Raw genomic sequence first — 21190 nt, 5'->3', positions numbered from 1 at the left:
TCCGCCGCGGCTTGATCCGCATCAAAGCGGATCGCCGGCGGCGGTATAGTCTGATCCATAACAAGACCGTATCATCCCTGTGATCCCCCAAACTTTTATCGCCGATTTACTGAACCGCGTCGACATCGTCGACGTCGTTGGCCGCTATGTTCAGCTGAAAAAAGGCGGCGCGAACTTCATGGGGCTGTGCCCGTTTCACAGTGAAAAGTCGCCCAGCTTTACGGTCAGCCCGACCAAGCAGTTTTATCACTGCTTCGGCTGCGGTGCCCACGGCACGTCGATCGGCTTCATGATCGAATACTCCGGCATGGGCTTTGTCGATGCCGTCAAGGAACTGGCGCAAAGCGTCGGCATGGTGGTGCCCGAGCAGGATGACAAGATTCCGCCGGCGCAGCGCGCGCAGATCCAGGCGCAAAGCCTGGCGCTGACCGACGCCATGACCAAGGCCGGCGACTATTACAAGCTGCAGCTGCGCAGCGCGCCGACCGCCATCGCCTACCTGAAGGGCCGCGGCCTGACCGGCGAAATCGCCGCCCGCTTCGGCCTCGGCTACGCGCCGCCGGGCTGGGACAACCTGCGCTCGGTATTTCCCGACTATGAAGCGGTGGTGTTGGCCGAATCGGGCCTGGTGATCGACAAGGTGGACGAGGACGGCAACAACCGCAAGCGCTACGACCGCTTCCGCGAGCGGGTAATGTTTCCGATCCGGAATACCAAAGGCCAAGTGATCGCGTTCGGCGGCCGGGTGCTCGATCACGGCGAACCTAAGTACTTGAATTCTCCGGAAACGCCTTTATTTTCAAAGGGATTCGAGCTGTATGGCTTGTTCGAGGCGCGCCAGGCGATCCGCGATGCGGGCTACGTGCTGGTGACGGAGGGGTATATGGACGTGGTGGCGCTGGCGCAGATGGGTTTCCCGCAGGCGGTGGCGACGCTGGGTACGGCCTGCACTCCGCACCATGTGCAAAAGCTGTTGCGCCAGACGGACACGGTGATCTTCAGTTTCGACGGCGACAAGGCCGGCCGCCGCGCCGCGCGGCGCGCGCTGGAAGCCTGCCTGCCGCACGTGTCGGACAACAAGACCATCAAGTTCCTGTTCCTGCCGACTGAGCACGACCCCGACAGCTATGTGCGCGCCTACGGCAAGGAAGCTTTTGAGCAGGAGATTCAGGAGGCCATGCCGCTGTCGCAGTTCCTGATCCGCGAAGCGATGGGCGAGCACGACATGGGCAGTCCGGAAGGCCGGGCGCGCATGCAGTTCGATGCCAAGCCGCTGCTGCAGGCGATGGCGCCGACGGCCTTGCGCTTGCAGATCGTGCATGGGCTGGCGCAGATGACCATGACCTCGCCGTACGAGATCGAGGTGCTGTTCGAGTTGCAGAAACCGACGGCGCCGGCCAAGATGGCGCCCGCGCGCAGTCAGCGTACCCAGCCGAAGGGGCTGGAATTGCAGATCATGCGTGTGCTGGTGGCGCATCCGCCGCTGGCGCTGGAAGTGGATCAGGCGGCGCTGGACGCGTTCCAGCACTTTGGCGCCGAGGCGGCCGAGCGGCTGACGCAGCTGGTCGGCGCGGCGCAAATGCTGGGGGAAGCCGGCAATTTCGCGGCATTTGCCCAGCATCTGAAATCGCAGGGCGACGAGTTCGATCCGATCATCGGCGAGATCGTCAAGGAGCCGGAAACCGAGCGCAACACCGAGCGGCTGGTGTTGCGGGCGGCGATCCGCCAGGTCAAGAACGATGCGCTGAAACAGGAGCTGAGCCAGCTGTTTGCGTCCGGCTTGTCGTCCGACCAGATCGGCGTGCGCTACCGCGAATTGACGGCCATGCAAGACCAGTTGTTGCGCGAAGCGCAAGCGGAATTGTCGAACAGGTAAGGCATTACCCCACAGGGAGAGCAACCGGTCTTCCCTCTGGAAATTGAAAAGTGACGTGCTATAATAAAACGCTAAGTGTTGTATGTTTTGGCATCGTTTTTCTGTTGATAATGTGTTTGTTTTCAGTGAGTTAGGCTCTTGATCGATGCGGAAAGACAGGTGTCGGCGGCACGGGCCAGCTTTGGTTGAGTCAACGACCTTATACCGTCGTTGTCCGCAAACGTTCTGTTTGCTATCTAACCTAGTCCTGGTTTCTTGCCCCCACGCACGTGTCTGATGCAGTAGAATTTCCGCATTCTGTATGCGGTCGGTCGGCCTGACCAGGTGTAAGTAAGTCGTAGTATTGTCGGACTTGAGCGGTCGGCAAGTCCGGAGACGTAGGGATCCCAGCGGGATCGAAACTTTATCCGTAATCGAAAGCGCCTGTGCCAATCAAGAAACCTGAATCCAAAGCGGCTGAAAAGCCGACTAAAGTGAGCGCAAAATCCGCCAAAACGGCGGACAAGCCGGAGACGCGCGTCGCCGCCAAGCAGCCTCCCGCGGTCAGCCAGACCACGGACGCGGCCGCGCTGGCAGCGATCGACACGTCGGGTTACGTGCTGCCGACGGTCAAAGTGCCGGGCCGGCGCGGGCGCAAACCGAAAGAATTCCAGCCTGAGAACGACGAGGTCGCCGCGCTCAACGCGGTCGAACGCGCCGAGCTCAAGGCGGTCGACAAGGCCAAGGCCAAAGACCGCAAGGCCAAGGAAAAGGCGCTGCTCAAGGATGCGTTTTCGTCGGACACCGAGGCCACCGAGGAAGAACTCGAGCGCCGCCGCCAGAAACTCAAGACCCTGATCAAGTTCGGCAAGGAACGCGGCTTCCTCACGTATGCCGAGATCAACGACCATCTGCCCGACAATATCGTCGATCCGGAAGCGATCGAAGGCATCATCGGCACCTTCAACGACATGGGCATCGCCGTCTACGAGCACGCGCCCGATGCCGAGACGTTGCTGCTGTCCGACAATGTCGCCACCGTCACCAGCGATGACGAAGCCGAGGCCGCCGCCGAGGCGGCGCTGTCCACTGTCGATTCCGATTTCGGCCGCACTACCGATCCGGTACGCATGTACATGCGCGAAATGGGCTCGGTCGAACTGCTGACGCGCGAAGGCGAAATCGAAATCGCCAAGCGCATCGAAGACGGCCTGAAAGACATGATTCAGGCCATCTCCGCCTGCCCGGTGACGATCGCCGAGATCATCGCCGCCTCGGACCGCATCCGCGCCGACGAGATCAAGATCGACGAAATCGTCGACGGTCTGGTCGACGAGAATGAGGACGCCGCCGCGCCGGCGCCGGCCGCCGCTTCCGATGAAGATGAGGAAGACGAGGACGAGGAAGAAGAGGAAGAAGAGGAAGAAGAGGAAGCCAGCCCGTCGGGCGCGGCGGCCGGCTATTCGGCCGAGCAACTGGAGGCCATGAAAGCGGCAGCGCTGGAGAAATTCGACGTCATCTCCAACCAGTTCGACAAGATGCGCCGCGCCTACGAGAAGGAAGGCTACAACTCGAAGGCCTATGTCAAGGCGCAGGAAGCGATTTCCTCGGAACTGCTGGGCATCCGCTTCACCGCGAAGGTCGTCGAGAAGCTGTGCGACACGCTGCGCGGCCAAGTGGACGAAGTGCGCCACATCGAAAAGCAGATCCTGGACGTGGCGGTAAACAAGTGCGGCATGCCGCGCGCCCACTTCATCAAGGTGTTCCCGGGCAATGAAACCAACCTGGACTGGGTCGATGGCGAAGTGGCCGCCGGCCATGCCTACAGCGCCATCCTGGGCCGGAATATTCCGACCATCAAGGAACTGCAGCAGCGCCTGATCGACCTGCAGGCGCGCGTGGTGTTGCCGCTGCCGGACCTGCGCAACATCAACCGCCAGATGGCGGCCGGTGAAATGAAGGCGCGCAAGGCCAAGCGCGAAATGACCGAGGCCAACCTGCGTCTGGTGATCTCGATCGCCAAGAAATACACCAACCGCGGCCTGCAGTTCCTCGACCTGATCCAGGAAGGCAACATCGGCCTGATGAAGGCGGTCGACAAGTTCGAATACCGCCGCGGCTACAAGTTCTCGACGTATGCGACGTGGTGGATCCGCCAGGCCATCACCCGCTCGATCGCCGACCAGGCGCGCACCATCCGTATTCCGGTGCACATGATCGAAACCATCAACAAGATGAACCGTATCTCGCGCCAGATTCTGCAGGAGACCGGTGCCGAGCCGGACCCGGCAACGCTGGCCATCAAGATGGAGATGCCCGAGGACAAGATCCGCAAGATCATGAAGATCGCCAAGGAGCCGATCTCGATGGAAACGCCGATCGGCGACGACGACGATTCCCATCTGGGCGACTTCATCGAGGACAACAACACGCTGGCGCCATCCGACGCCGCGCTGCACGCCTCGATGCGCGGCGTGGTCAAGGACGTGCTGGACTCGCTGACGCCGCGCGAAGCCAAGGTGCTGCGCATGCGCTTCGGCATCGAAATGTCGACCGACCACACGCTGGAAGAAGTCGGCAAGCAGTTCGACGTCACGCGCGAGCGTATCCGCCAGATCGAAGCCAAGGCCTTGCGCAAGCTGCGCCATCCTAGCCGTTCGGACAAGCTGAAGAGCTTCCTGGAAGGCAATTAAGGCTTGACTGGGGCCTTGTCCAACCTTTATGCTCGCGTGCTCGGCGTCATTGCCGGATGCGCATCAGCGAGGCCATGACAGGCTCCGGCGCAGCGACCCCTTAGGGCCCTTAGCTCACGCTTGGTTAGAGCAGCGGACTCATAATCCGTTGGTACCCAGTTCGACTCTGGGAGGGCCTACCAATCCTGAATAGCTGCTTTCGAGCAGCTATTATTTTTTGCCATCAGCAGCTGCCTCCCACACTATCGAAAGATCATTTTCGATTGAAAATGATTGAAGGGGAGTGCCTTTCAAAGTTGATATAGTGGTGGCTTCACTGGCCCGTTGCGCCCCAGCTCCGCGCAATCTCCGGCCCGCTTCTCACCTTATCCCGTGAGTGCTTCGCAACACGATTTCACAGGTGAGAGCTATGCAACCCCGAACCAATTACCATCTGGCCGAGGCGCTGGAGCAGGCGGTCGTCATCGACGCGCTGAGCGGCGCCGCAACGGCCTGGGCCTTCCTGGAGGCCCACGATGTGCCGCGCGAAACCATTCTGCGCGTGCTGTCCGCAGCGTCGGTGCGGCGCCAGTCCGACACGCCATCGCCCGGCACCATCGAAAAATGCCGTACGCCGCGGCATGTGTATGATTAATTCAGCAGCTGATTGACGGCGGCGCTCACGGCCGCCGGTTCGGCCTGCGGCACGTGACCACCTTGATGGCGCCGTAAGGCTTGCGCGCGCTGCGCATCTGGCTGGCGCTGGTTTCCAGACTGTCCAGTTCGGAAGCGCGGGCGCGCCAGTACGTCGGCTTGAGCGCCTGGGCAGATTGCGCGGCGCTCAGCGCCGGACCGAGCTCGGGATTGAGGCTGCTGCCGGCATAGGCGCAGCAATACAGATTCAGTTTGCGGCCACCCACATCGCCCGGCGTTGCGGTCCGGCCAGGGCATCCTGGCCGGGTGGCGGGGCGGCCCGGATGCCAGCGGCGGCCAGCAGCAGCGCAGCGGCGCCAGCGTGCTTCATCAAGTGCATGTTCAATTTCCCGAAATACCATATTTGTGAAAGATGCGCGCCAGGTTGCCGTCAGCGCGCATGGCGTCCAGCGCGGTTTTCCATTTGCGCGCATCGTCGTCGCTGAAGTCGAGCGAGCCGGCCAGCCACACTTCGTCGTGGCGGAAGGTGGGGCTGAAGCGGAATTCGCCTTGCTTGTTGTCGGCGGCGCTGCGGTAGACGTCTTCCACGCCATAGGTCGCGTCGGCGATGCCGCGCCGGACCATGCGCACGCATTCCTTGTTGGTCGCGCACTCGGCGACATTGGTGTAGCCCGCCGCGGTCAGATCCCGCTTGAATGGCGTGCCGCGCAGCACGACCAGCCGCGCCTGCTTCAGCAGGGCGGGGTCGCTCAATTGCCGGTTGGCGCGCAGGCCGACGAAGATCAGTTTCTGCTTGTAGATCTTGAGCAGCCAGCGGTAATTGTTTTCCCGTTCCGGCGTGCGGCTCAAGGGCAGGGTGAGGGTGCGCTTGGACAGCGATACCATGGCCAGAGCGCGCGGCCATGGATAAAAGTCCACCGTCAGCGGCACGCCGACGCGGTGCCCGAGTTCCTGCGTGATTTCCACCAGCAGGCCGGGCGCGGCGGCATTGCCGGACACGGAATACGGCGGCATCTCGCCGACCACCAGCCGCACCGGCGGCGCGGTCTCGGCGGCAACGGACGCCAGCGGCAGTACGGTCAGCAATGCGCTGAATACCAAGTGTTTGTCCATGCGTTTTGTCTCCGCGTCCAGTATCGCCCATTTCAAAGTTTTTTACGACTGCCGGCGCTCCGGCGACTTATCCTTATACTAAAATTGCCCTCGCAGGATCAACTAACAAGGAGTGGTGGAGATGATAGACATGAATAGACGGGGTCTTGTACTTGCTGCTGGTAGCGCTATCACGGCTGCGGCCGTCGGCCTGCCGGCGCGCGCGGCGGCGCCGGAGCGCAAGCTGGGCTATGCGATCGTCGGGCTGGGCGGTTACGGCCTGGGCGTGATCATTCCGCAGTTCAAGAACTGCCAGCACAGCAAACTGGTGGCGCTGGTCAGCGGCGACCCGGCCAAGGCCAAACGCGTCGCGGCCGAGTACGGCGTGCCGGAACGCAATATCTACGATTACAAGAATTACGACGCCATCAAGGACAATCCGGACATCGACATCGTCTATGTCTGCCTGCCCGTGTCCATGCACGCCGAGTACACCATCCGCGCCGCCAAGGCCGGCAAGCACGTGCTGTGCGAAAAGCCGATGGCCGTGTCGTCTGCCGAGTGCCAGCAGATGATCGACGCCTGCAAGCAGGCCGGCAAGAAGCTGATGATCGGCTATCGCTGCCATTTCGAAGCCAACAACCTCGAAGCGCGCCGCATCGCCCGCAGCGGCGGCATCGGCAAGCTGCGCTATTTCCGTTCCGAGCATGGCTTCACCGCCGGCAATCCGAATGCGTGGCGCCTGAAGAAAGCCATGTCGGGTGGCGGTTCGATGATGGATATCGGCATTTACGCGCTGAACGCGGCACGTTACATGACGGCCGAGGAACCGATCTCGGTCTATGCCAAGGAAACCACGGACCGCAACGACCCGCGTTTCCGCGAAGTGGAAGACATGATCGAGTTCCAGCTGGAGTTCCCGTCCGGCGTGATCGGCTCGTGCATGTCGATGTACAGCGCCAACCAGAACCACATCCTGCTGATGGGCGACAAGGGCCGCATCGATCTGGAGCCGGGCACGCGCTACGACGGCAACCAGCTGTGGGTGGGGCAGGATCGCAGCAAGCTGATCACGCCGCCGCCGGGACCGGGCGCCACCCAGTGGGCGGGCCAGCTCGACCATCTGGCCCAGTGCATCAAGCAGGACAAGCAGCCCATCGTGCCGGGCGAAGAGGGCTTGCGCGATATCCGCATCATCGAGGCCGTGTACCGCTCGGCGCGCGAGCAGAAACGGATCGCGCTGGTGTAAGCCTTACACCGCGCCGTCCTCGGCGGCGCGGATGTCCAGCATCGCCACCACCAGGTCGGCGCCGGTGAGGAATTCCCTGGCCGGGAAGCCATCTTCCAGCGCCACCACGGCGCCGTCGGCGATGGCCTGCTCGTCGTCGGGCTTGCCCGGCGCGTGCGGCATGTAGGCGAATTGCGGAAAGCGCGCCTGGCCGCGCTCGGCGATTTCCTTCAAGGTGCGCGGCGCGGCGCGCAGCAGACCGTTGCGCACGCGGCGCTGGCGCTCGTCCGCGCGCGCCTTCAGTTGCGCGCTCAGGTGGGCGATGTCCTGCGTCAGACGGTCGGCTTCTTCCTGCTGGCTTTGCAGTTCCTCGTCGCTCAGCGCTTCTTCCCATTGGGTCAGCTTGAGCAGGCCGCGCTTGTGCATGGCCTGGCGCTGCAGGTCGATTTCCAGCGTGGACAGCCGCGTCTTGCTGGTTTCCAGCGTCTGCTGCGTCTGCGCATCGCCATTCGCGCGGTGCCAGCGGTCGTTGAAATCGAACACCAGGCCGTCGAAGTAAAAATACATGGGCAGGGCGTGCGGCGATTCCAGCACTTGCTTGGCGCTGAGATGCCAGCGCTCGGCCAGTTCGGCCAGGGTCAGGGTGAGAGGTTCGATAGTAGGCATGCGGCATTCTCGCATAGCGGCGCTATTGTTGCCTCTTCCTTTATGTTTTTCACCTGTGCCGTTTTCGTTTTTGCCGGAAACGCCAGCCCGGCCTTGCCACGCCGTTATACTGGTTTCACAACAACAGGAGACCGCATGGGCGACAAAACCATACGCAAAATCGTGATCGTCGGCGGCGGCACGGCAGGCTGGATGACCGCGGCGCCGCTGGCCCAGCGGCTGGACCGGCGCTGCGAGATTGTGCTGATCGAATCGCCGGAGATCGGCACCGTGGGCGTTGGCGAGGCCACCTTGCCCACCATCCGCTACTACAACGCCGCGCTCGGCGTGGACGAGGCCGATTTTCTGCGCAAGACCCAGGCCAGCTTCAAGCTCGGCATTGAATTCCGCGATTGGGGGCAGCTGGGCAGCCGTTTCTTCCACGGTTTCGGCGACTTCGGCCCGCGTATCGACAACCGCTCGCCGCATCTGCACTGGCTGCATCTGGCGCGCGCCGATCCCACCATTCCGTCGTATGAAAACTGGTCGATGGCGACGCTGATGGCGCGCAACAACCGCTTTGCCGCGCCCGGCGACAACGCGCCTTACTCGTACGCCTATCATTTCGACGCCGGCCTGTACGCGGCCTATCTGCGCGACTACGCCGTGCAGCGCGGCGTGCGGCGCGTCGAGGCCACGATCGACCAGGTCGAACTGCGGCCTGAAGACGGCCACATCCGCGCGCTCAAGCTGAAGGACGGCCGCCGCATCGAAGGCGAACTGTTCATCGATTGCTCGGGCTTTCGCGGCCTGCTGATCGACGGCGCGCTGCAGGCCGGTTACGAGGACTGGAGCGCACAGCTGCCGTGCAACAGTGCGCTGGCGGTGCCGTGCGAGAAGGTGGCCAGCATCACGCCGTATACCACCTCGACCGCCAGGGCGGCCGGCTGGCAGTGGCGCATCCCGCTGCGGCACCGCACCGGCAATGGTCATGTCTACAGCAATGCCTTCACCAGCGATGCGGAAGCGCAGCGCGTGCTGCTGGCGGGGCTGGACGGCGCGCCGCTGGACCAGCCGCGTCAGCTGCGCTTCGTCACCGGCCGGCGGCGTCAGTCCTGGCGGAAGAATTGCGTCGCCATCGGCTTGTCGGCCGGCTTTGTCGAACCGCTGGAATCGACCAGCATCAACCTGATCGAAAACGCGGTCGGGCAGCTGATCACCTATTTCCCCGATCTGGATTTCAAACCCGAGCTCGCTTATGAGTTCAACCGCTACATGGGGCGGCGTTACGAATCGGTGCGCGATTTCATCATCCTGCACTACAAGCTGACCAGGCGCAGCGACAGCGAGTTCTGGCGCTACTGCGCCAACATGGCGATTCCGGACAGCCTGCGGCACCAGATCGAACTGTTCCGCGAAAGCGGCCGGGTGGTGGTCTACGACACGGAGGGATTCAGCGAACCCTCATTCGTCTCCATGCTGCTGGGGCTGGGCGTGGTGCCGCACAGCGACGATCCCTTCGTGCGGGCGCTGGAGCGCGCGCCGCTGCAGGCCCAGATGGCGCGCGTGCGGGCGCTGATGATCGAAAAAGTTGGCGCGATGCCGGATCATACCGACTATCTCAACGCAGCCTGCGCATCGCGATAGCAGTAAAATAGCGCTCCTGCTGTCTCGGAGTCTACGAAGATGATGTATTTAAAAGTGCCGTTCGCGGAAAAAGACGAAGCCAAGGCGCTGGGCGCGCGCTGGAACAATGAGCGTAAATCCTGGTACGTGCCGGATGGGAAGGACGCTGCGGCGTTCGCGCGCTGGCTGCCGCCGGGCGGCGCCGATTTCGTGCCGGCCGTGGCCGCGCCCTCGCTCAAGTCGCGGCCGGTGATGACCGACTCGTACGCGGGCAAACCGGTGATCGGCCGTTATTTTGTCGATTTGCAGCACGACTGCGACCCCTTCGCGTCCTGCCCGGTGTGCGCGCCAAAGCTGGCCAGTTCCGGCTGGCAGGCGCACTACGACGAAGTGGCGAAGATGATGCAGCCATTGCGGCCGGCGTGATGTTTTATTTACAATGGGATTGATGAGTAACGATCCTATTTTCCGTACCGCCAACCGCCCGGCGCCGCCGGTGACGCGGTTTCGTCAGCCGGCCGACGTGTTCGAGGCCTTGTTGCAGAGCATACAGGGCGGCGAATCGCATGCGCGGCCAACCTTCGAGCTAACGCCGGGCTCGCCCTTGCTGGCTTTCATGGAAATCGGCTACGCCCTGCGCGCCTGCCTGGAAAAGCCGGAACGTCACGACTACCTGCTGCATCGGCTGCGGCCGCACTTGGGCGTGCTGATTGGCACACTGCCGGCCAGCATCATGCCACTGGGGATGTTGCCCAAACTGGCGCCACCGCCGGGGTTTCGGCCGCTGAACGCCATCGCCGACGACGAAATCCGTGCCTGGCTGATCCAGGAAGGCAGCTTGATCTACGGCGAAATGCAGCGCTTCGAGCTCGAAAACTATTTTGACGCGGTGCGGCCTTATTTATCGCCGGGCGGCGTGATGGTCGACCTCGGCAGCGGGCTGGGCAAGGTGGTCATGACCGCCGCGCTGACGCTGCCGTTTGCGCGCTGCATTGGCGTCGAACTGCTCAGCTACCGGCATCGGCTGGCGCAGGAGCGCTGCGCGCGGATGCTGACGCTGGCCGCCCAGGGACTGGCGGCGCTGCCGGAACCGTTGACGCCGGAGACGCCGCTGTCGCTGCCATCGGGCGTGGTGGCGGACGGCCGGCACCTGCTCGACCTCGGCGCGCGCATCGCCTTCATCGAAAGTGACATGTTCAAGGTCGACGTGCGCGGCGCCAGCCTGGTATTCCTCTACAGCACCTGTTTCGGGCCGCTGATGGACGCCATCAGCAACAAGCTGGCGCGCGAGCTGGCGGAAGGCGCGCTGGTCAGCACCACCACCTTCCCGATCAGGCACCCGGCGTTCCGGCTGCTGCACGCCTTTGCGCCGGGGCAGGTGTCGTGGACCAGCGTCATGCTCTACCAGCGCATCGGTCCGGTAATGACCGAACCGGCGGCGGAAGAACGCTACCTCCACCAGCCCGACGCCGACGAATGGGAAGCGCGGGTACGGCAGGAACTGGCCACCCTGTTCGCGTAGACTTAAAGCAAGTATTTTCGGGCGGTGGCGATCAGGTTGTCGGACAGGGCGCGTGTGAACGGTGTCTGGATGTCCCACATGTGCCAGATCAACGTCACATCCAGCCATTTTCCTGGGGCCAGGTCGATCAGGTTGCCTTCCCTCAGCTGCTGCCCGCATTGCTGGATCGGCAGCATCCCGTAGCCAAACCCGGCTTCGACGAAACGCACGTAGCCATCTGAACTGGACAGGGCGTGATGCGGATAGCGCCCGCTGTAACCGGTGTGCTGGGCGATGAAGCGGCTTTGCAGCATGTCCTTGCGGTCAAACGTCATCACCGGCGCGTGTTGGACCGCCTGCGCCGTCATGCCGTCCGGGAACCAGCGCGCGGCAAAGGTTGGTGTTGCAACGCAGAAATATCGCATCGCGCCCAGCGGTGTGGCGGTGGTGCCCGGCACCTGGGCGGTTTCGCTGGTCACGCAGCCGAATACCCGGCCTTCGCGCAGCATGCTCAGGGTATGGTCCTGGTCGTCCAGGCGGATGTGCAGCATGCAGTCGCCGCGGCTCATCAGCGGGGTGACGGCTTCCTGCAGCCACGTGGCGGCGCTGTCGGCGTTGACCGCGATGGCGATTTCCGGCCGCACATCAGCTTCGCCGGGACGCAGGGTCAGCGCCGATTCCAGCAGCCGGACCTGGCGGTAATGCGCAATCAGGCGCTGGCCGGCGTCGGTCGGCACCGGCGGCTGGCTGCGCACCACCAGCAGTTCACCGGCGCTGTTTTCCAGCATGCGCAGCCGCTGCGATACCGCCGACTGGGTAATGGACATGGCGGCGGCGGCCTTGTCGAAGCTGCCGAATTCGATCACGGCGTCCAGCGCGGCCAGTCCCCGGTAGTCGATGCGGCTCATTAGCTTTCCTAATAATTGGAAAATAAGATTAATTATACTTATCTTCGTCCGCACCGTAAGCTGATGCCTTTTGCGACGGAGACGGCAGATGGAAGCGGGTGCTTTTCTTAAAGGCTTGGGATTGGGCAGCAGCCTGATTATTGCAATTGGTTCGCAAAACGCTTTTTTGCTGCGGCAGGCGCTAAAACGCGAGTTTGTTTTAACCTGCGTCGCGATCTGTATTTTGTGCGATGTGGTGTTAATTGGCGCTGGTGTCGCTGGCATGGGTCGTCTGATTATCGAGGCGCCGAGGTTGTTATTCTGGATAAAAATCGCCGGCGCGGGATTTTTATTCTGCTACGGCCTGCGTGCGGCGCGCTCCGCCTTGCGTCCCTCGGCCATGGTGGCGGGAGAAAATAAAACCGCGCCCGACCGTAAATCAGTAATTGCCGCCATGCTGGCATTCAGTCTGCTAAATCCTCACGTTTATCTGGATACGGTGGTGTTATTAGGCTCCATCGGCGGCCAGCAAACCGCTAACGGTCCTGTCTATTTTGCCGGCGGGGCAATGTTGGCGTCCACCTTATGGTTCAGCAGCCTGGGCCTCGGAGCGCGCTATTTAACGCCAATATTTTTGCGCCCCAACGCTTGGCGCGTGCTGGACGCGTTGATCGCTATCATCATGTGGGCGTTGGCTATTTCCCTGTTCTCCTAGGAGCATAAGCTCGAAAATGGCAGGTACGCGCCAATTTTTGGCATAAAACGCCTCGCAAAGCCGCATGAATTGGTCTGCTGCTTATCGGCAACACTTTCCTGACGTTACTGTCGAGTTCGGCTTACAATGGTGCTAGTCACCTTGCAACAGCGTCCGAGGACGCCAGATGCCAATGAGCGCAGACCCAGGCTTCCCCGTTTATCTCTCAGCGATGCTGGTGGAGTTTTCAGCTGACATCATACTGAGTGCCTTACTGATTTTCCTTTGGCTCATGCAGCGTAAGGAAAAGCATGCGCTATTCTGGGGCGCCGGCCAAATGGCGGCGATGACCGGTTCCATCATATGGGTCGCCGGCGAGCATTTGATGCCCTTGTCCTGGCGATTATCATTATGTGCCCTGGCATTATCTCTGGCGATAGCGGGTTATTGGGCCGGTACCCGCTTCTTTATCGGAAAAATACGCAGGGAAAATATTAAATGGGCGCCAGCGGCTGTCGTATTTGGCGCCGTGGTGTTTTCCTTGCTGTGGCACTGGAAAACCGAATGGCTGGCACCCGGCACCGTGGCGATATTCGGCTTGGTGATTTGCTGGGCCGGCAAGCAGTTAATCGATGCACGCGGCCGTTACCGCCTGCTCGGATGGACGCTGATATTACGGGGCGGCTTCAATCTGGTCAGCGCGGCGATCATGGGGCCGGATCTGTACACGGTCTGGTTCATCGGCACCGGACTCCTCAAAATTCTCTCCACGCTCGGACTGATTTACGCGGTCCAGGATGAAATCCAGCAGCGTTACGCCCGCACCATCGACAGCCTCAGCCACGGATTCCTGATACGCGACCGGCGGGGTTACGTGCACATCGCTAATGAACGATGTGCACGATTGTTGGGTTTTAGACATGCCCAGGAATTGGTCGGCCGGCACGTCAGCGAACTGTTGCCCAACCTGACGCGCGAGATGGCCGACGCGTATTTCCGCCGCTTCGAGGCGCCCGACGTCCAGTATCCGATAGCCGAAACCACCGTCTTCACGCTGCACAACGGCTCCCGCCTGCCGGTCGAACTGCTGGGCTCGCCCTACATCGAGCGCGGCCGCTTGTACTGCCTGGTCCAATTGCTGGACATCAGCGAGCGCAAAAAGAAGGACGATTTGCTCTACCAGGCCGCGCGCATCGATCCTGTCACCGGCTTCTTCAACCGCCACGGCCTGGCCAGCCGGCTGGCGCAGGAGATCGACCAGGCCGCCGCCGCCGGCCGCGAATGCGCGGTACTGTTCATCGATCTCGACAAATTCAAGCGCGTCAACGATTCCTTCGGCCATGCGGCCGGCGACCAACTGCTGCGCACCGCCGCCAGCCGCATGCACACCTTGCTGGGACCGGACGACATCCTGGCCCGCTTCGGCGGCGATGAATTCATCGTCATCCTGCCGGGCCTGGCCGCCGGCAGCGCCACGGCCACCGCCACCGGCCGCGCGGCCGCCCTCATCGAGGCCATGGAACGCGGCTTCGAGCTGTCGCACCATGCGATCAGCCTGACCGCCAGCATCGGCGTGGCCTGCTATCCGCTCCACGGCCGCGACGGCGATACGCTGATACGCAACGCCGACATCGCCATGTACGAGGCCAAGAAAGCCGGCCGCGGCGAGCAGCGCGTGTTCAACGACGCCATGAACGCCGCCGCCAAGGACGCGCTGGTGATCGATGGCGCCCTGCGCGGCGCGATCGAGGCCGGCGAGTTTTATCTGGTGTACCAGGCCATCACCAACGCCCACACCGGCAAGCTGACCAAGGTGGAGGCGCTGCTGCGCTGGAACAGCTCATTGCTGGGGCCGGTAACGCCGGACCGCTTCATCCCGGTCGCGGAAGATAGCGGCATGATCGTGGAACTTGGCACCTGGGTGCTGGAAGAAGCCTGCCGCCAGGTCGGCCAGTGGAAGCATGGCCTGCTCGACGACGTGACCATCAGCATCAACGTCTCGGCCTGGCAGCTGGCCGATCCCGGCTTCGTGGCGCTGGTGGCGCAGGCGCTGCAGCGCAACGGCCTGTCGCCGCGCCAGCTCGAGCTGGAGCTGACCGAGCGCGTGCTGATCGACGACGCCGCCAACGTGCGCGCGGTGCTCGGCCAGTTGCGCGCGCTGGGCGTCGGCATTTCGCTGGACGATTTCGGCACCGGCTATTCCTCGCTCAGCTACCTGACCCAATTCCAGCTGAACACGCTGAAGATCGACCGCGCGTTTGTCATGGACATCGAGCACAGCGAGCGCAACAACAAGCTGGTGCACGCCATCATCGCCATGGGCCAGAGCCTGGGCCTGCAGCTGGTGGCGGAGGGCGTGGAGACGGCTGGCCAGGCCGCCATCCTGGAAAAGATGGGCTGCCACTACCTGCAGGGTTACCACATTTCGCGGCCGATCCCGCCGGACGAGCTGCTACGCTTTGCCTGCGCCCGCGCCGACGCGCCGGAGTGCGCTATTTAGCCGCGGCGGCCGCCGCCGCCGCTTCCGCCGCGGTCGGCACTTTCTGCGCCGCTTCCTCCGCGGTCAGTATCCAGATGCGGTCGATATTGCCCATGCCGTCCACCGTGTAATTCACCACCAGGTCCTTGCCGCGCAGCGCGGCCGGCATCTCGATCATGTTGTCGCGGTTGAAGATGCGCGCGGCCGGCGACAGCTGGCGCGCCTTGCCGTCGATGCTGATATCGGGGAAATAGCCCGGCGTCATCTTGCCGCGCAGGATGTTGGCGGGGAAGGGGCGGTCGATGGCCCAGGCCGGCAGCGTCGTCAGCGCCATCAGCACGGCCAACAGCAGGGGCAACAGTCGCGGCATGGCGCCTCCAGTGAAAAGCCCCAGCTTACCGCATTATTTTCCCATGGTGGCAAACATCGCCACCACCGCCAGCGCCATCAAGCCGGTGCACAGCCAGCCCAGCACGCGCAGCCGCAACGACACCGGCAGCTGGCCCATCACATCGCGCCGCACCGCCAGCAGCATCACCACCGCCATCACCGGCACCGCGGCGACGCCGTTCACCACCGCGCTCCAGAACAGCGCCTGGATCGGGTCGATGGAGGTGAAGCACATGGCGGTGCCGATCAGCGTGGCGCCGATGATGATCGCGTAAAACTTCCTGGCGCCGGACAGCTGCAGTTCCAGGCTGTTACGCCAGCGCATGGCGCCAGCGATGGCGTAAGCGGCCGAGCCGGCCAGCACCGGCACCGCCAGCAGCCCGGTGCCGATGATGCCCATGCTGAACAGGGCGAACGCGAAGTCGCCGGCGATCGGCCGCAGGGCCGAAGCGGCCTGCGCCGACGATTCGATCTGCGTGACCCCATGCGCGCCCAGCGTGGCGGCGGTGGTCAGCATGATGAACATCGCCACCAGGTTGGAAAAGCCCATGCCGGCCACGGTGTCGATCTTGATGCGCTGCAGCTGTTCGGCGGCCTGCTCGGTGCAGCGCTTGAGCGGCCGGGCTTGCGGATCGGCGCGCAAGTCCTCGACTTCCTGCGAGGCCTGCCAGAAGAACAGGTAGGGACTGATGGTGGTGCCGAATACCGCCACCACGGTGGTGATGTAGTCGGGCTGCCATGACAGGCGCGGCAGCACCGCCGCGTGCAGCACCTGCGACCAGGGCAGATCCAGACTCAGCGCGGTCGCCACATAGGCCAGCAACGCCAGCGTCAGCCATTTGAGCACCTGCACATAGCGGCGGTAGGGCAGCGCCACCTGCAGCGCGGCCGACAGCACCCCGGCCGCCAGCGCATACCATTGCGCGCTGCCGCCGGCGATCAGCGTGGCCGCCTGGCCCATGGCGGCGATGTCGGCGGCGATGTTGATGATGTTGGCCACCAGCAGCAGCGTGACGATGGTGTACAGCAGCCACAGCGGGAAGTGACGCCGCATATTGGTCGCCAGCCCATGGCCGCTGACGCGGCCGATGCGCGCGCTGATCATCTGGATGCCGACCATGAGCGGATACGTCAGCAGCAGCGTCCACAGCATGTTGAAGCCGAACTGGGCGCCGGCCTGCGAATAGGTGGCGATACCGCTGGGATCGTCATCGGCGGCGCCGGTGATCAGACCCGGCCCCAGCTTGCCCAGCCAGCCGCGCGGCCCGGCCGCCGGCGCCGGGTTGTCGTCGGCGTTATCAGCGGCATTGTCGGCGGCGGCCGGCGCGACACGCGTGTCCATGTCCATGATCGTCTCCTTTTGGCCGATGCTAGGACGGCGCCGCCGCCCTGTCGGTGCGCATGCGTACTGTCATCAAGATGTCACGCACCCGTCATGGCATGGTCATATGCCCTTTTTACAATCTTGCCAGTTGATTTTCCACTAACCTAGCAAGAAAGAACAACTCATGTCCCAGCGCTTCCCTCTGAAACCTTTGTGCCTGGTGGTTCTGCAGGCTCTGGCCTGCCAGGCGTATGCCGCCGCTACCGTGGCCAACGCGACCGACGCGGCCGATGACGGCGCCGTGGCCGGCGCCATGGCCGGTCCGGTGCAGACGGTGGAAATCACCGGCCGCGGCCAGTCGCGCCAGGTGCAGAACATCAACAAGGCCGACCTGGCCGAAGCGCTGCCGGGCACCAGCCCGCTGAAGGTGCTGGAAAAACTGCCGGGCGTGAACTTCCAGTCGGCCGACCCGTTCGGCGCCTACGAATGGTCGACCCGCTTCAGCATCCGCGGCTTCAACCAGAACCAGCTGGGCTTCACGCTGGACGGCATCCCGCTCGGCGACATGACCTACGGTAACAACAACGGCCTGCACATCAGCCGCGCCGTGTCGTCGGAAAACATTGGCAGCGTGCAGGTGTCGCAGGGCGCCGGCGCGCTGGGCACCGCGTCCACCAGCAACCTGGGCGGCACCGTGCAATTCTTCACGCTGGCGCCGACCGACGAGCGCGGCCTGACCTTCGCCCAGACGGTGGGCAGCGATTCGACCTCGCGTACCTTCGCCCGCGTCGATACCGGCCTGATCAACAATGTCTTCAAGGCCTTCCTCAGCGGCACCCGCCAGCGCACCGACAAGACCAAGGGCGAAGGCGGCCAGGACCAGGATCAGATCAACGCCCGCTTCGTGCTGAATTTCGGCGAGAGCAACAGCCTGACCGGCTTCGTCAACTACTCCGACCGCAAGGAAGTCGACTACCAGGACATGTCGCTGGAAATGATCCACCGCCTCGGCTACGACTGGGACAACTACCAGCCCGACTGGCAGCGCGCCGTCAACGCCGCCAAGGGCGTGTTCACCGGCGGCGTCAACAGCCTGGATGACGCCTACTACTCGGCCGGCGGCCTGCGCAAGGACACCTTCAGCGGCCTGACGCTGGACCTGAACCTGAGCCCGTCGCTGAACCTGAAGACCACCGTCTACCACCACGACAACGCCGGCCAGGGCCACTGGTACACGCCGTACGTGCCGACCGACGCCAACAACCCGATCTCGCTGCGCACCACCGAATACCTGATCCGCCGCGACGGTATCATCAGCGACGTCACCTGGGACATTGGCGACCACACCGTGGCGGCCGGCGCCTGGGGCGAGCGCAACAATCACACCGGCAGCCGCCGCTACTACGCGGTCACCGGTCCGGCCGACACCATGTACTATCTGACCAATGCCTTTGCCACCGACTGGTCGCAGAACTTCATCACCACCACCTCGCAATACTACCTGCAGGACACCTGGGCGCTGCTGGACAAGAAGCTCAAGCTGAACGCCGGTTTCAAGGCGGTGGACGTGGACATCCGCGCCACCAACCTGGTTGGCACCCGCGCCGCCGGCAACCTGGACGCCGAGAAGAAATTCCTGCCGCAGGTCGGCTTCAACTACGCGCTGACCGCCAATGACGAAGTGTTCGCCTCGGCCTCGAAGAACATGCGCGCCCACCAGCCGGGCGTGACCGGCCCGTTCTCGCAGACCCAGGCCGCCTACAACGCCGGCGTGGCCACGCTGAAGCCGGAAAAATCGACCAACATCGACCTCGGCTACCGCTTCAAGCGCGACAGCCTGCAAGGCTCGCTGGCCGTGTACAGCGCCAGGTTCGACGACCGCCAGCTGAGCGTGGCCACCTGCGCCGGCATCGTCGGCTGCCCGTCCACCTTTGTCAACGTCGGCAAGGTCGACACGCGCGGCCTGGAGGCGATCGCCGTGTGGAAGTTCAACCGCGAGATCAGCTGGTTCAACTCCTACACCTACAACGATTCCAAGTACAAGTCCAACTACCTGGACGGCAGCACCCTGGTGCAGGTGGACGGCAAGCGCGTGGTCGACGCGCCGCGCCAGCTGTTCAACACCGAAGCCTCGTACGAGACCGACCAGTGGTATGCCCGCCTCGGCGCCAAGTACACCGACAAGCGCTACTACACCTACCTCAACGATGCCAGCGTGCCGTCCTACTGGCTGGCGAATTTGTCGGCCGGTTACAAGCTGAAGTCAATCGGCTTTGCGAAAGAGCTGTCGCTGCAGCTGAATGTCACCAACCTGTTTGACAAGCAGTACATCAGCACCGTCGGCTCGAACGGCTTTGCCGCCAGCGATCCGAAAGGCACGCTGCAGACGCTGCTGACCGGCGCGCCGCGCCAGGTGTTCCTCAGCCTGAACGGCAAGCTGTAATTTTCAGTTATCCGGCAGCGCGCTGTTGCATCGGCAACACAAGCACAGCGCGGTGCTGGCATGGCGCTTCACATAGTTGCATACTGGATAGCCAGCCAGCAGCTCTGAGGAGACAGCCATGAAGTGGTTTTACGATCTGAAGATAGCCACAAAACTGATCGTGTCGTTTGGTGCGGTATTGTTGCTGACCCTGGTGCTGGGGATCAGCAACATCTTGTCGATGAACCGGGTCAACCAAGCGTCCACCGACCTGGCCGACAACTGGATGCCCAGCGTGCGCGCGGTGATGGAGCTGCGCACCGACGTCGGCGAACTGCGGCGTTGGGAGCTGGCCCACTTGCTGAACGAAGCGCCGGCCGCCATGGCCGATTACGAAAAGCGCATGGACGACACGCTGGCCGCGCTGAAGCAGCACCGCGACGGCTACGAAAAGCTGATTTCCAGCCCGGAAGAAAAAGCCACCGCCACCGAGTTCGACAAGAACTTCGCCGCCTTCCTGGTCGAGCACGGCAAAATGATCGGGCTGTCGCGCGAGGGCAAAAAAGTCGAGGCGCGCGAACTGGCCAGCGGCCCCTCGGCCAAAATTCTCACGGCCATCACCGACAACGTCAACAAGCTGGTCAAGATCAATGTCGAGGGCGGCGACCAGGCCAGCGACGCCGCCACCGCGGTGTTCCAGAATGCGCGCACCACCTCGATCGTGCTGCTGGTGGTGAACATCGGCGTCGGCCTGGCGCTGGCGCTGTGGGTGGCGCGCGTGGTGGCGGCGCCGCTGCAGGACGCGGTGGTGCTGGCGCGGCGCGTGGCCAGCGGCGACCTGACGCAGATGGTCGGCACCTGCACCAAGTGCGAGACCGGGGAACTGATGGGCGCGCTGCGCGACATGATCAACAATCTGCAGAACCTGGTCAGCCAGGTGCGCGGCAGCACCGACACCATCGCCACCGCCTCGTCGGAAATCGCCAGCGGCAACCAGGACCTGTCGTCGCGCACCGAGGAGCAGGCCAGCTCGCTGGAGGAGACGGCCTCGTCGATGGAGCAGTTGACCAGCACCGTGCGCCAGAACGCCGACAATGCGCGCCAGGCCAACCAGCTGGCGCAATCGGCGTCCGGCATCGCGCAAAAGGGCGGCGACGTGGTGGGGCAGGTGGTGGGCACCATGGCCTCGATCAACGAATCATCGCGCAAGATCGTCGAAATCATTTCGGTAATCGACGGCATCGCCTTCCAGACCAACATCCTGGCGCTGAACGCGGCGGTGGAGGCGGCGCGCGCCGGCGAGCAGGGGCGCGGCTTCGCCGTGGTGGCGGGCGAAGTGCGCAACCTGGCGCACCGCTCGGCGGCGGCGGCCAAGGACATCAAGCTGCTGATCAGCGACTCGGTCGAGAAGGTCGAGGCCGGCTCGGCGCTGGTCAACCAGGCTGGCGAGACCATGCACGAAATCGTCGCCAGCATCACCCGCGTGACCGACATCATGAATGAAATCACCTCGGCCAGCGTGGAGCAGAGCCAGGGCATCGAGCAGGTCAACACCGCCATCGTGCAGATGGACCAGGTGACGCAGCAGAACGCCGCGCTGGTGGAGGAAGCGGCGGCGGCGGCCGAATCGATGCAGGAGCAGGCGGCCAAACTGAGCGACGTGGTGGGCGTGTTCAAACTGCTGGCGACGGCGCAGGCCGCGCCGCCGCCCCGCCCGGCGC

The 21190-nt window shown here is 63.4% G+C and carries 17 protein-coding genes and 1 tRNA gene; 12 read left to right on the top strand and 6 right to left on the bottom strand.

Going from position 1 to position 21190, the window contains the following annotated elements:
* The first annotated feature begins 79 nt into the window (after positions 1–79).
* The 4 genes from dnaG (at position 80) to E4L98_RS20145 (ending at position 5182) form a co-directional block, all read left to right on the top strand.
* A complete protein-coding gene (gene dnaG / locus E4L98_RS20160; protein ID WP_135203332.1) occupies positions 80–1876 on the top strand; it encodes a DNA primase in 1797 nt (598 codons plus the stop codon).
* A gap of 473 nt (positions 1877–2349) precedes the next feature.
* Positions 2350–4548: an RNA polymerase sigma factor RpoD gene (gene rpoD, locus E4L98_RS20155; protein ID WP_229257489.1), complete on the top strand. Its 2199-nt coding sequence runs from the start codon at positions 2350–2352 to the stop codon at positions 4546–4548.
* A 103-nt stretch (positions 4549–4651) separates the two neighbouring features.
* Positions 4652–4730: transfer RNA gene (locus tag E4L98_RS20150), tRNA-Ile, on the top strand.
* 227 nt (positions 4731–4957) lie between these two features.
* Positions 4958–5182: a hypothetical protein gene (locus tag E4L98_RS20145; protein ID WP_135203330.1), complete on the top strand. Its 225-nt coding sequence runs from the start codon at positions 4958–4960 to the stop codon at positions 5180–5182.
* A 25-nt stretch (positions 5183–5207) separates the two neighbouring features.
* On the opposite strand, the gene E4L98_RS20140 is transcribed toward E4L98_RS20145, so the two are convergent.
* Together E4L98_RS20140 and E4L98_RS20135 are read right to left on the bottom strand one after the other, a co-directional pair.
* Positions 5208–5447: a hypothetical protein gene (locus tag E4L98_RS20140; RefSeq protein WP_135203329.1), complete on the bottom strand. Its 240-nt coding sequence runs from the start codon at positions 5445–5447 to the stop codon at positions 5208–5210.
* Positions 5448–5562: 115 nt separating this feature from the next.
* Positions 5563–6294: a substrate-binding periplasmic protein gene (locus E4L98_RS20135; RefSeq protein WP_135203328.1), complete on the bottom strand. Its 732-nt coding sequence runs from the start codon at positions 6292–6294 to the stop codon at positions 5563–5565.
* A 130-nt stretch (positions 6295–6424) separates the two neighbouring features.
* Here E4L98_RS20135 and E4L98_RS20130 point away from each other — a divergent pair, with 130 nt between their 5' ends.
* Positions 6425–7522 carry a Gfo/Idh/MocA family protein gene (locus E4L98_RS20130; protein WP_229257488.1) on the top strand — a complete coding sequence of 366 codons (1098 nt, stop codon included), beginning with the start codon at positions 6425–6427 and terminating at the stop codon, positions 7520–7522.
* 3 nt (positions 7523–7525) lie between these two features.
* Here E4L98_RS20130 and E4L98_RS20125 read toward each other — a convergent pair whose 3' ends face one another.
* Positions 7526–8167, bottom strand: a complete 642-nt coding sequence (locus tag E4L98_RS20125; RefSeq protein WP_135203326.1) for a sigma-70 family RNA polymerase sigma factor — start codon at positions 8165–8167, stop codon at positions 7526–7528.
* Positions 8168–8302: 135 nt separating this feature from the next.
* Here E4L98_RS20125 and E4L98_RS20120 point away from each other — a divergent pair, with 135 nt between their 5' ends.
* From E4L98_RS20120 to E4L98_RS20110, 3 genes are read left to right on the top strand one after another with little or no spacing between them, the layout of a single operon-like run.
* A complete protein-coding gene (locus E4L98_RS20120; protein ID WP_135203325.1) occupies positions 8303–9793 on the top strand; it encodes a tryptophan halogenase family protein in 1491 nt (496 codons plus the stop codon).
* A gap of 39 nt (positions 9794–9832) precedes the next feature.
* Positions 9833–10198: a DUF5710 domain-containing protein gene (locus tag E4L98_RS20115; protein ID WP_135203324.1), complete on the top strand. Its 366-nt coding sequence runs from the start codon at positions 9833–9835 to the stop codon at positions 10196–10198.
* Between the two features lie 22 nt (positions 10199–10220).
* The gene (locus E4L98_RS20110) at positions 10221–11294 is read left to right on the top strand and encodes a class I SAM-dependent methyltransferase (protein ID WP_135203323.1); all 1074 of its coding nucleotides are present in this window, start codon (positions 10221–10223) and stop codon (positions 11292–11294) included.
* Between the two features lie 2 nt (positions 11295–11296).
* Here the strand turns inward: E4L98_RS20110 and E4L98_RS20105 are convergent, their stop codons facing one another.
* Complete coding sequence (locus E4L98_RS20105; protein ID WP_135203322.1) at positions 11297–12181, bottom strand: LysR family transcriptional regulator ArgP; 885 nt, start codon at positions 12179–12181, stop codon at positions 11297–11299.
* An 88-nt stretch (positions 12182–12269) separates the two neighbouring features.
* Between E4L98_RS20105 and E4L98_RS20100 the strand changes: the two genes are divergently transcribed.
* Together E4L98_RS20100 and E4L98_RS20095 are read left to right on the top strand one after the other, a co-directional pair.
* Positions 12270–12875 carry a LysE/ArgO family amino acid transporter gene (locus tag E4L98_RS20100; protein ID WP_135203321.1) on the top strand — a complete coding sequence of 202 codons (606 nt, stop codon included), beginning with the start codon at positions 12270–12272 and terminating at the stop codon, positions 12873–12875.
* 511 nt (positions 12876–13386) lie between these two features.
* Positions 13387–15354, top strand: coding sequence for a putative bifunctional diguanylate cyclase/phosphodiesterase (locus tag E4L98_RS20095; protein WP_229257487.1), 1968 nt, complete (start codon positions 13387–13389; stop codon positions 15352–15354).
* On the opposite strand, the gene E4L98_RS20090 is transcribed toward E4L98_RS20095, so the two are convergent.
* Both E4L98_RS20090 and E4L98_RS20085 read right to left on the bottom strand, forming a co-directional pair.
* On the bottom strand, positions 15347–15703 hold the full coding sequence (locus tag E4L98_RS20090) for a hypothetical protein (RefSeq protein WP_135203319.1): 357 nt from the start codon (positions 15701–15703) through the stop codon (positions 15347–15349). The genes E4L98_RS20095 and E4L98_RS20090 overlap by 8 nt on opposite strands.
* A gap of 33 nt (positions 15704–15736) precedes the next feature.
* Positions 15737–17071, bottom strand: coding sequence for an NRAMP family divalent metal transporter (locus E4L98_RS20085; RefSeq protein ID WP_229257486.1), 1335 nt, complete (start codon positions 17069–17071; stop codon positions 15737–15739).
* Positions 17072–17231: 160 nt separating this feature from the next.
* Here E4L98_RS20085 and E4L98_RS20080 point away from each other — a divergent pair, with 160 nt between their 5' ends.
* Positions 17232–19490, top strand: coding sequence for a TonB-dependent receptor family protein (locus tag E4L98_RS20080; protein WP_135203318.1), 2259 nt, complete (start codon positions 17232–17234; stop codon positions 19488–19490).
* Between the two features lie 118 nt (positions 19491–19608).
* On the top strand, positions 19609–21190 hold a 1582-nt coding region (locus E4L98_RS20075), incomplete at its 3' end, for a methyl-accepting chemotaxis protein (protein WP_135203317.1).

It is taken from the genome of Duganella callida (genome assembly GCF_004614165.1).
GTDB lineage: Bacteria > Pseudomonadota > Gammaproteobacteria > Burkholderiales > Burkholderiaceae_D > Rugamonas > Rugamonas callida.
Note: the sequence above shows the minus strand (reverse complement) of the source record. Positions and strands in the feature narration are given on the sequence as shown.

Excerpts from the sequence above, each read along its gene's own strand:
- E4L98_RS20145 (WP_135203330.1), top strand. The coding sequence starts at position 4,958 with ATGCAACCCCGAACCAATTACCATCTGGCCGAGGCGCTGGAGCAGGCG.
- E4L98_RS20135 (WP_135203328.1), bottom strand. The coding sequence starts at position 6,294 with ATGGACAAACACTTGGTATTCAGCGCATTGCTGACCGTACTGCCGCTG.
- E4L98_RS20130 (WP_229257488.1), top strand. The coding sequence starts at position 6,425 with ATGAATAGACGGGGTCTTGTACTTGCTGCTGGTAGCGCTATCACGGCT.
- E4L98_RS20125 (WP_135203326.1), bottom strand. The coding sequence starts at position 8,167 with ATGCCTACTATCGAACCTCTCACCCTGACCCTGGCCGAACTGGCCGAG.
- E4L98_RS20120 (WP_135203325.1), top strand. The coding sequence starts at position 8,303 with ATGGGCGACAAAACCATACGCAAAATCGTGATCGTCGGCGGCGGCACG.
- E4L98_RS20115 (WP_135203324.1), top strand. The coding sequence starts at position 9,833 with ATGATGTATTTAAAAGTGCCGTTCGCGGAAAAAGACGAAGCCAAGGCG.
- E4L98_RS20110 (WP_135203323.1), top strand. The coding sequence starts at position 10,221 with ATGAGTAACGATCCTATTTTCCGTACCGCCAACCGCCCGGCGCCGCCG.
- E4L98_RS20105 (WP_135203322.1), bottom strand. The coding sequence starts at position 12,181 with ATGAGCCGCATCGACTACCGGGGACTGGCCGCGCTGGACGCCGTGATC.
- E4L98_RS20100 (WP_135203321.1), top strand. The coding sequence starts at position 12,270 with ATGGAAGCGGGTGCTTTTCTTAAAGGCTTGGGATTGGGCAGCAGCCTG.
- E4L98_RS20090 (WP_135203319.1), bottom strand. The coding sequence starts at position 15,703 with ATGCCGCGACTGTTGCCCCTGCTGTTGGCCGTGCTGATGGCGCTGACG.
- E4L98_RS20085 (WP_229257486.1), bottom strand. The coding sequence starts at position 17,071 with ATGGACATGGACACGCGTGTCGCGCCGGCCGCCGCCGACAATGCCGCT.
- E4L98_RS20080 (WP_135203318.1), top strand. The coding sequence starts at position 17,232 with ATGTCCCAGCGCTTCCCTCTGAAACCTTTGTGCCTGGTGGTTCTGCAG.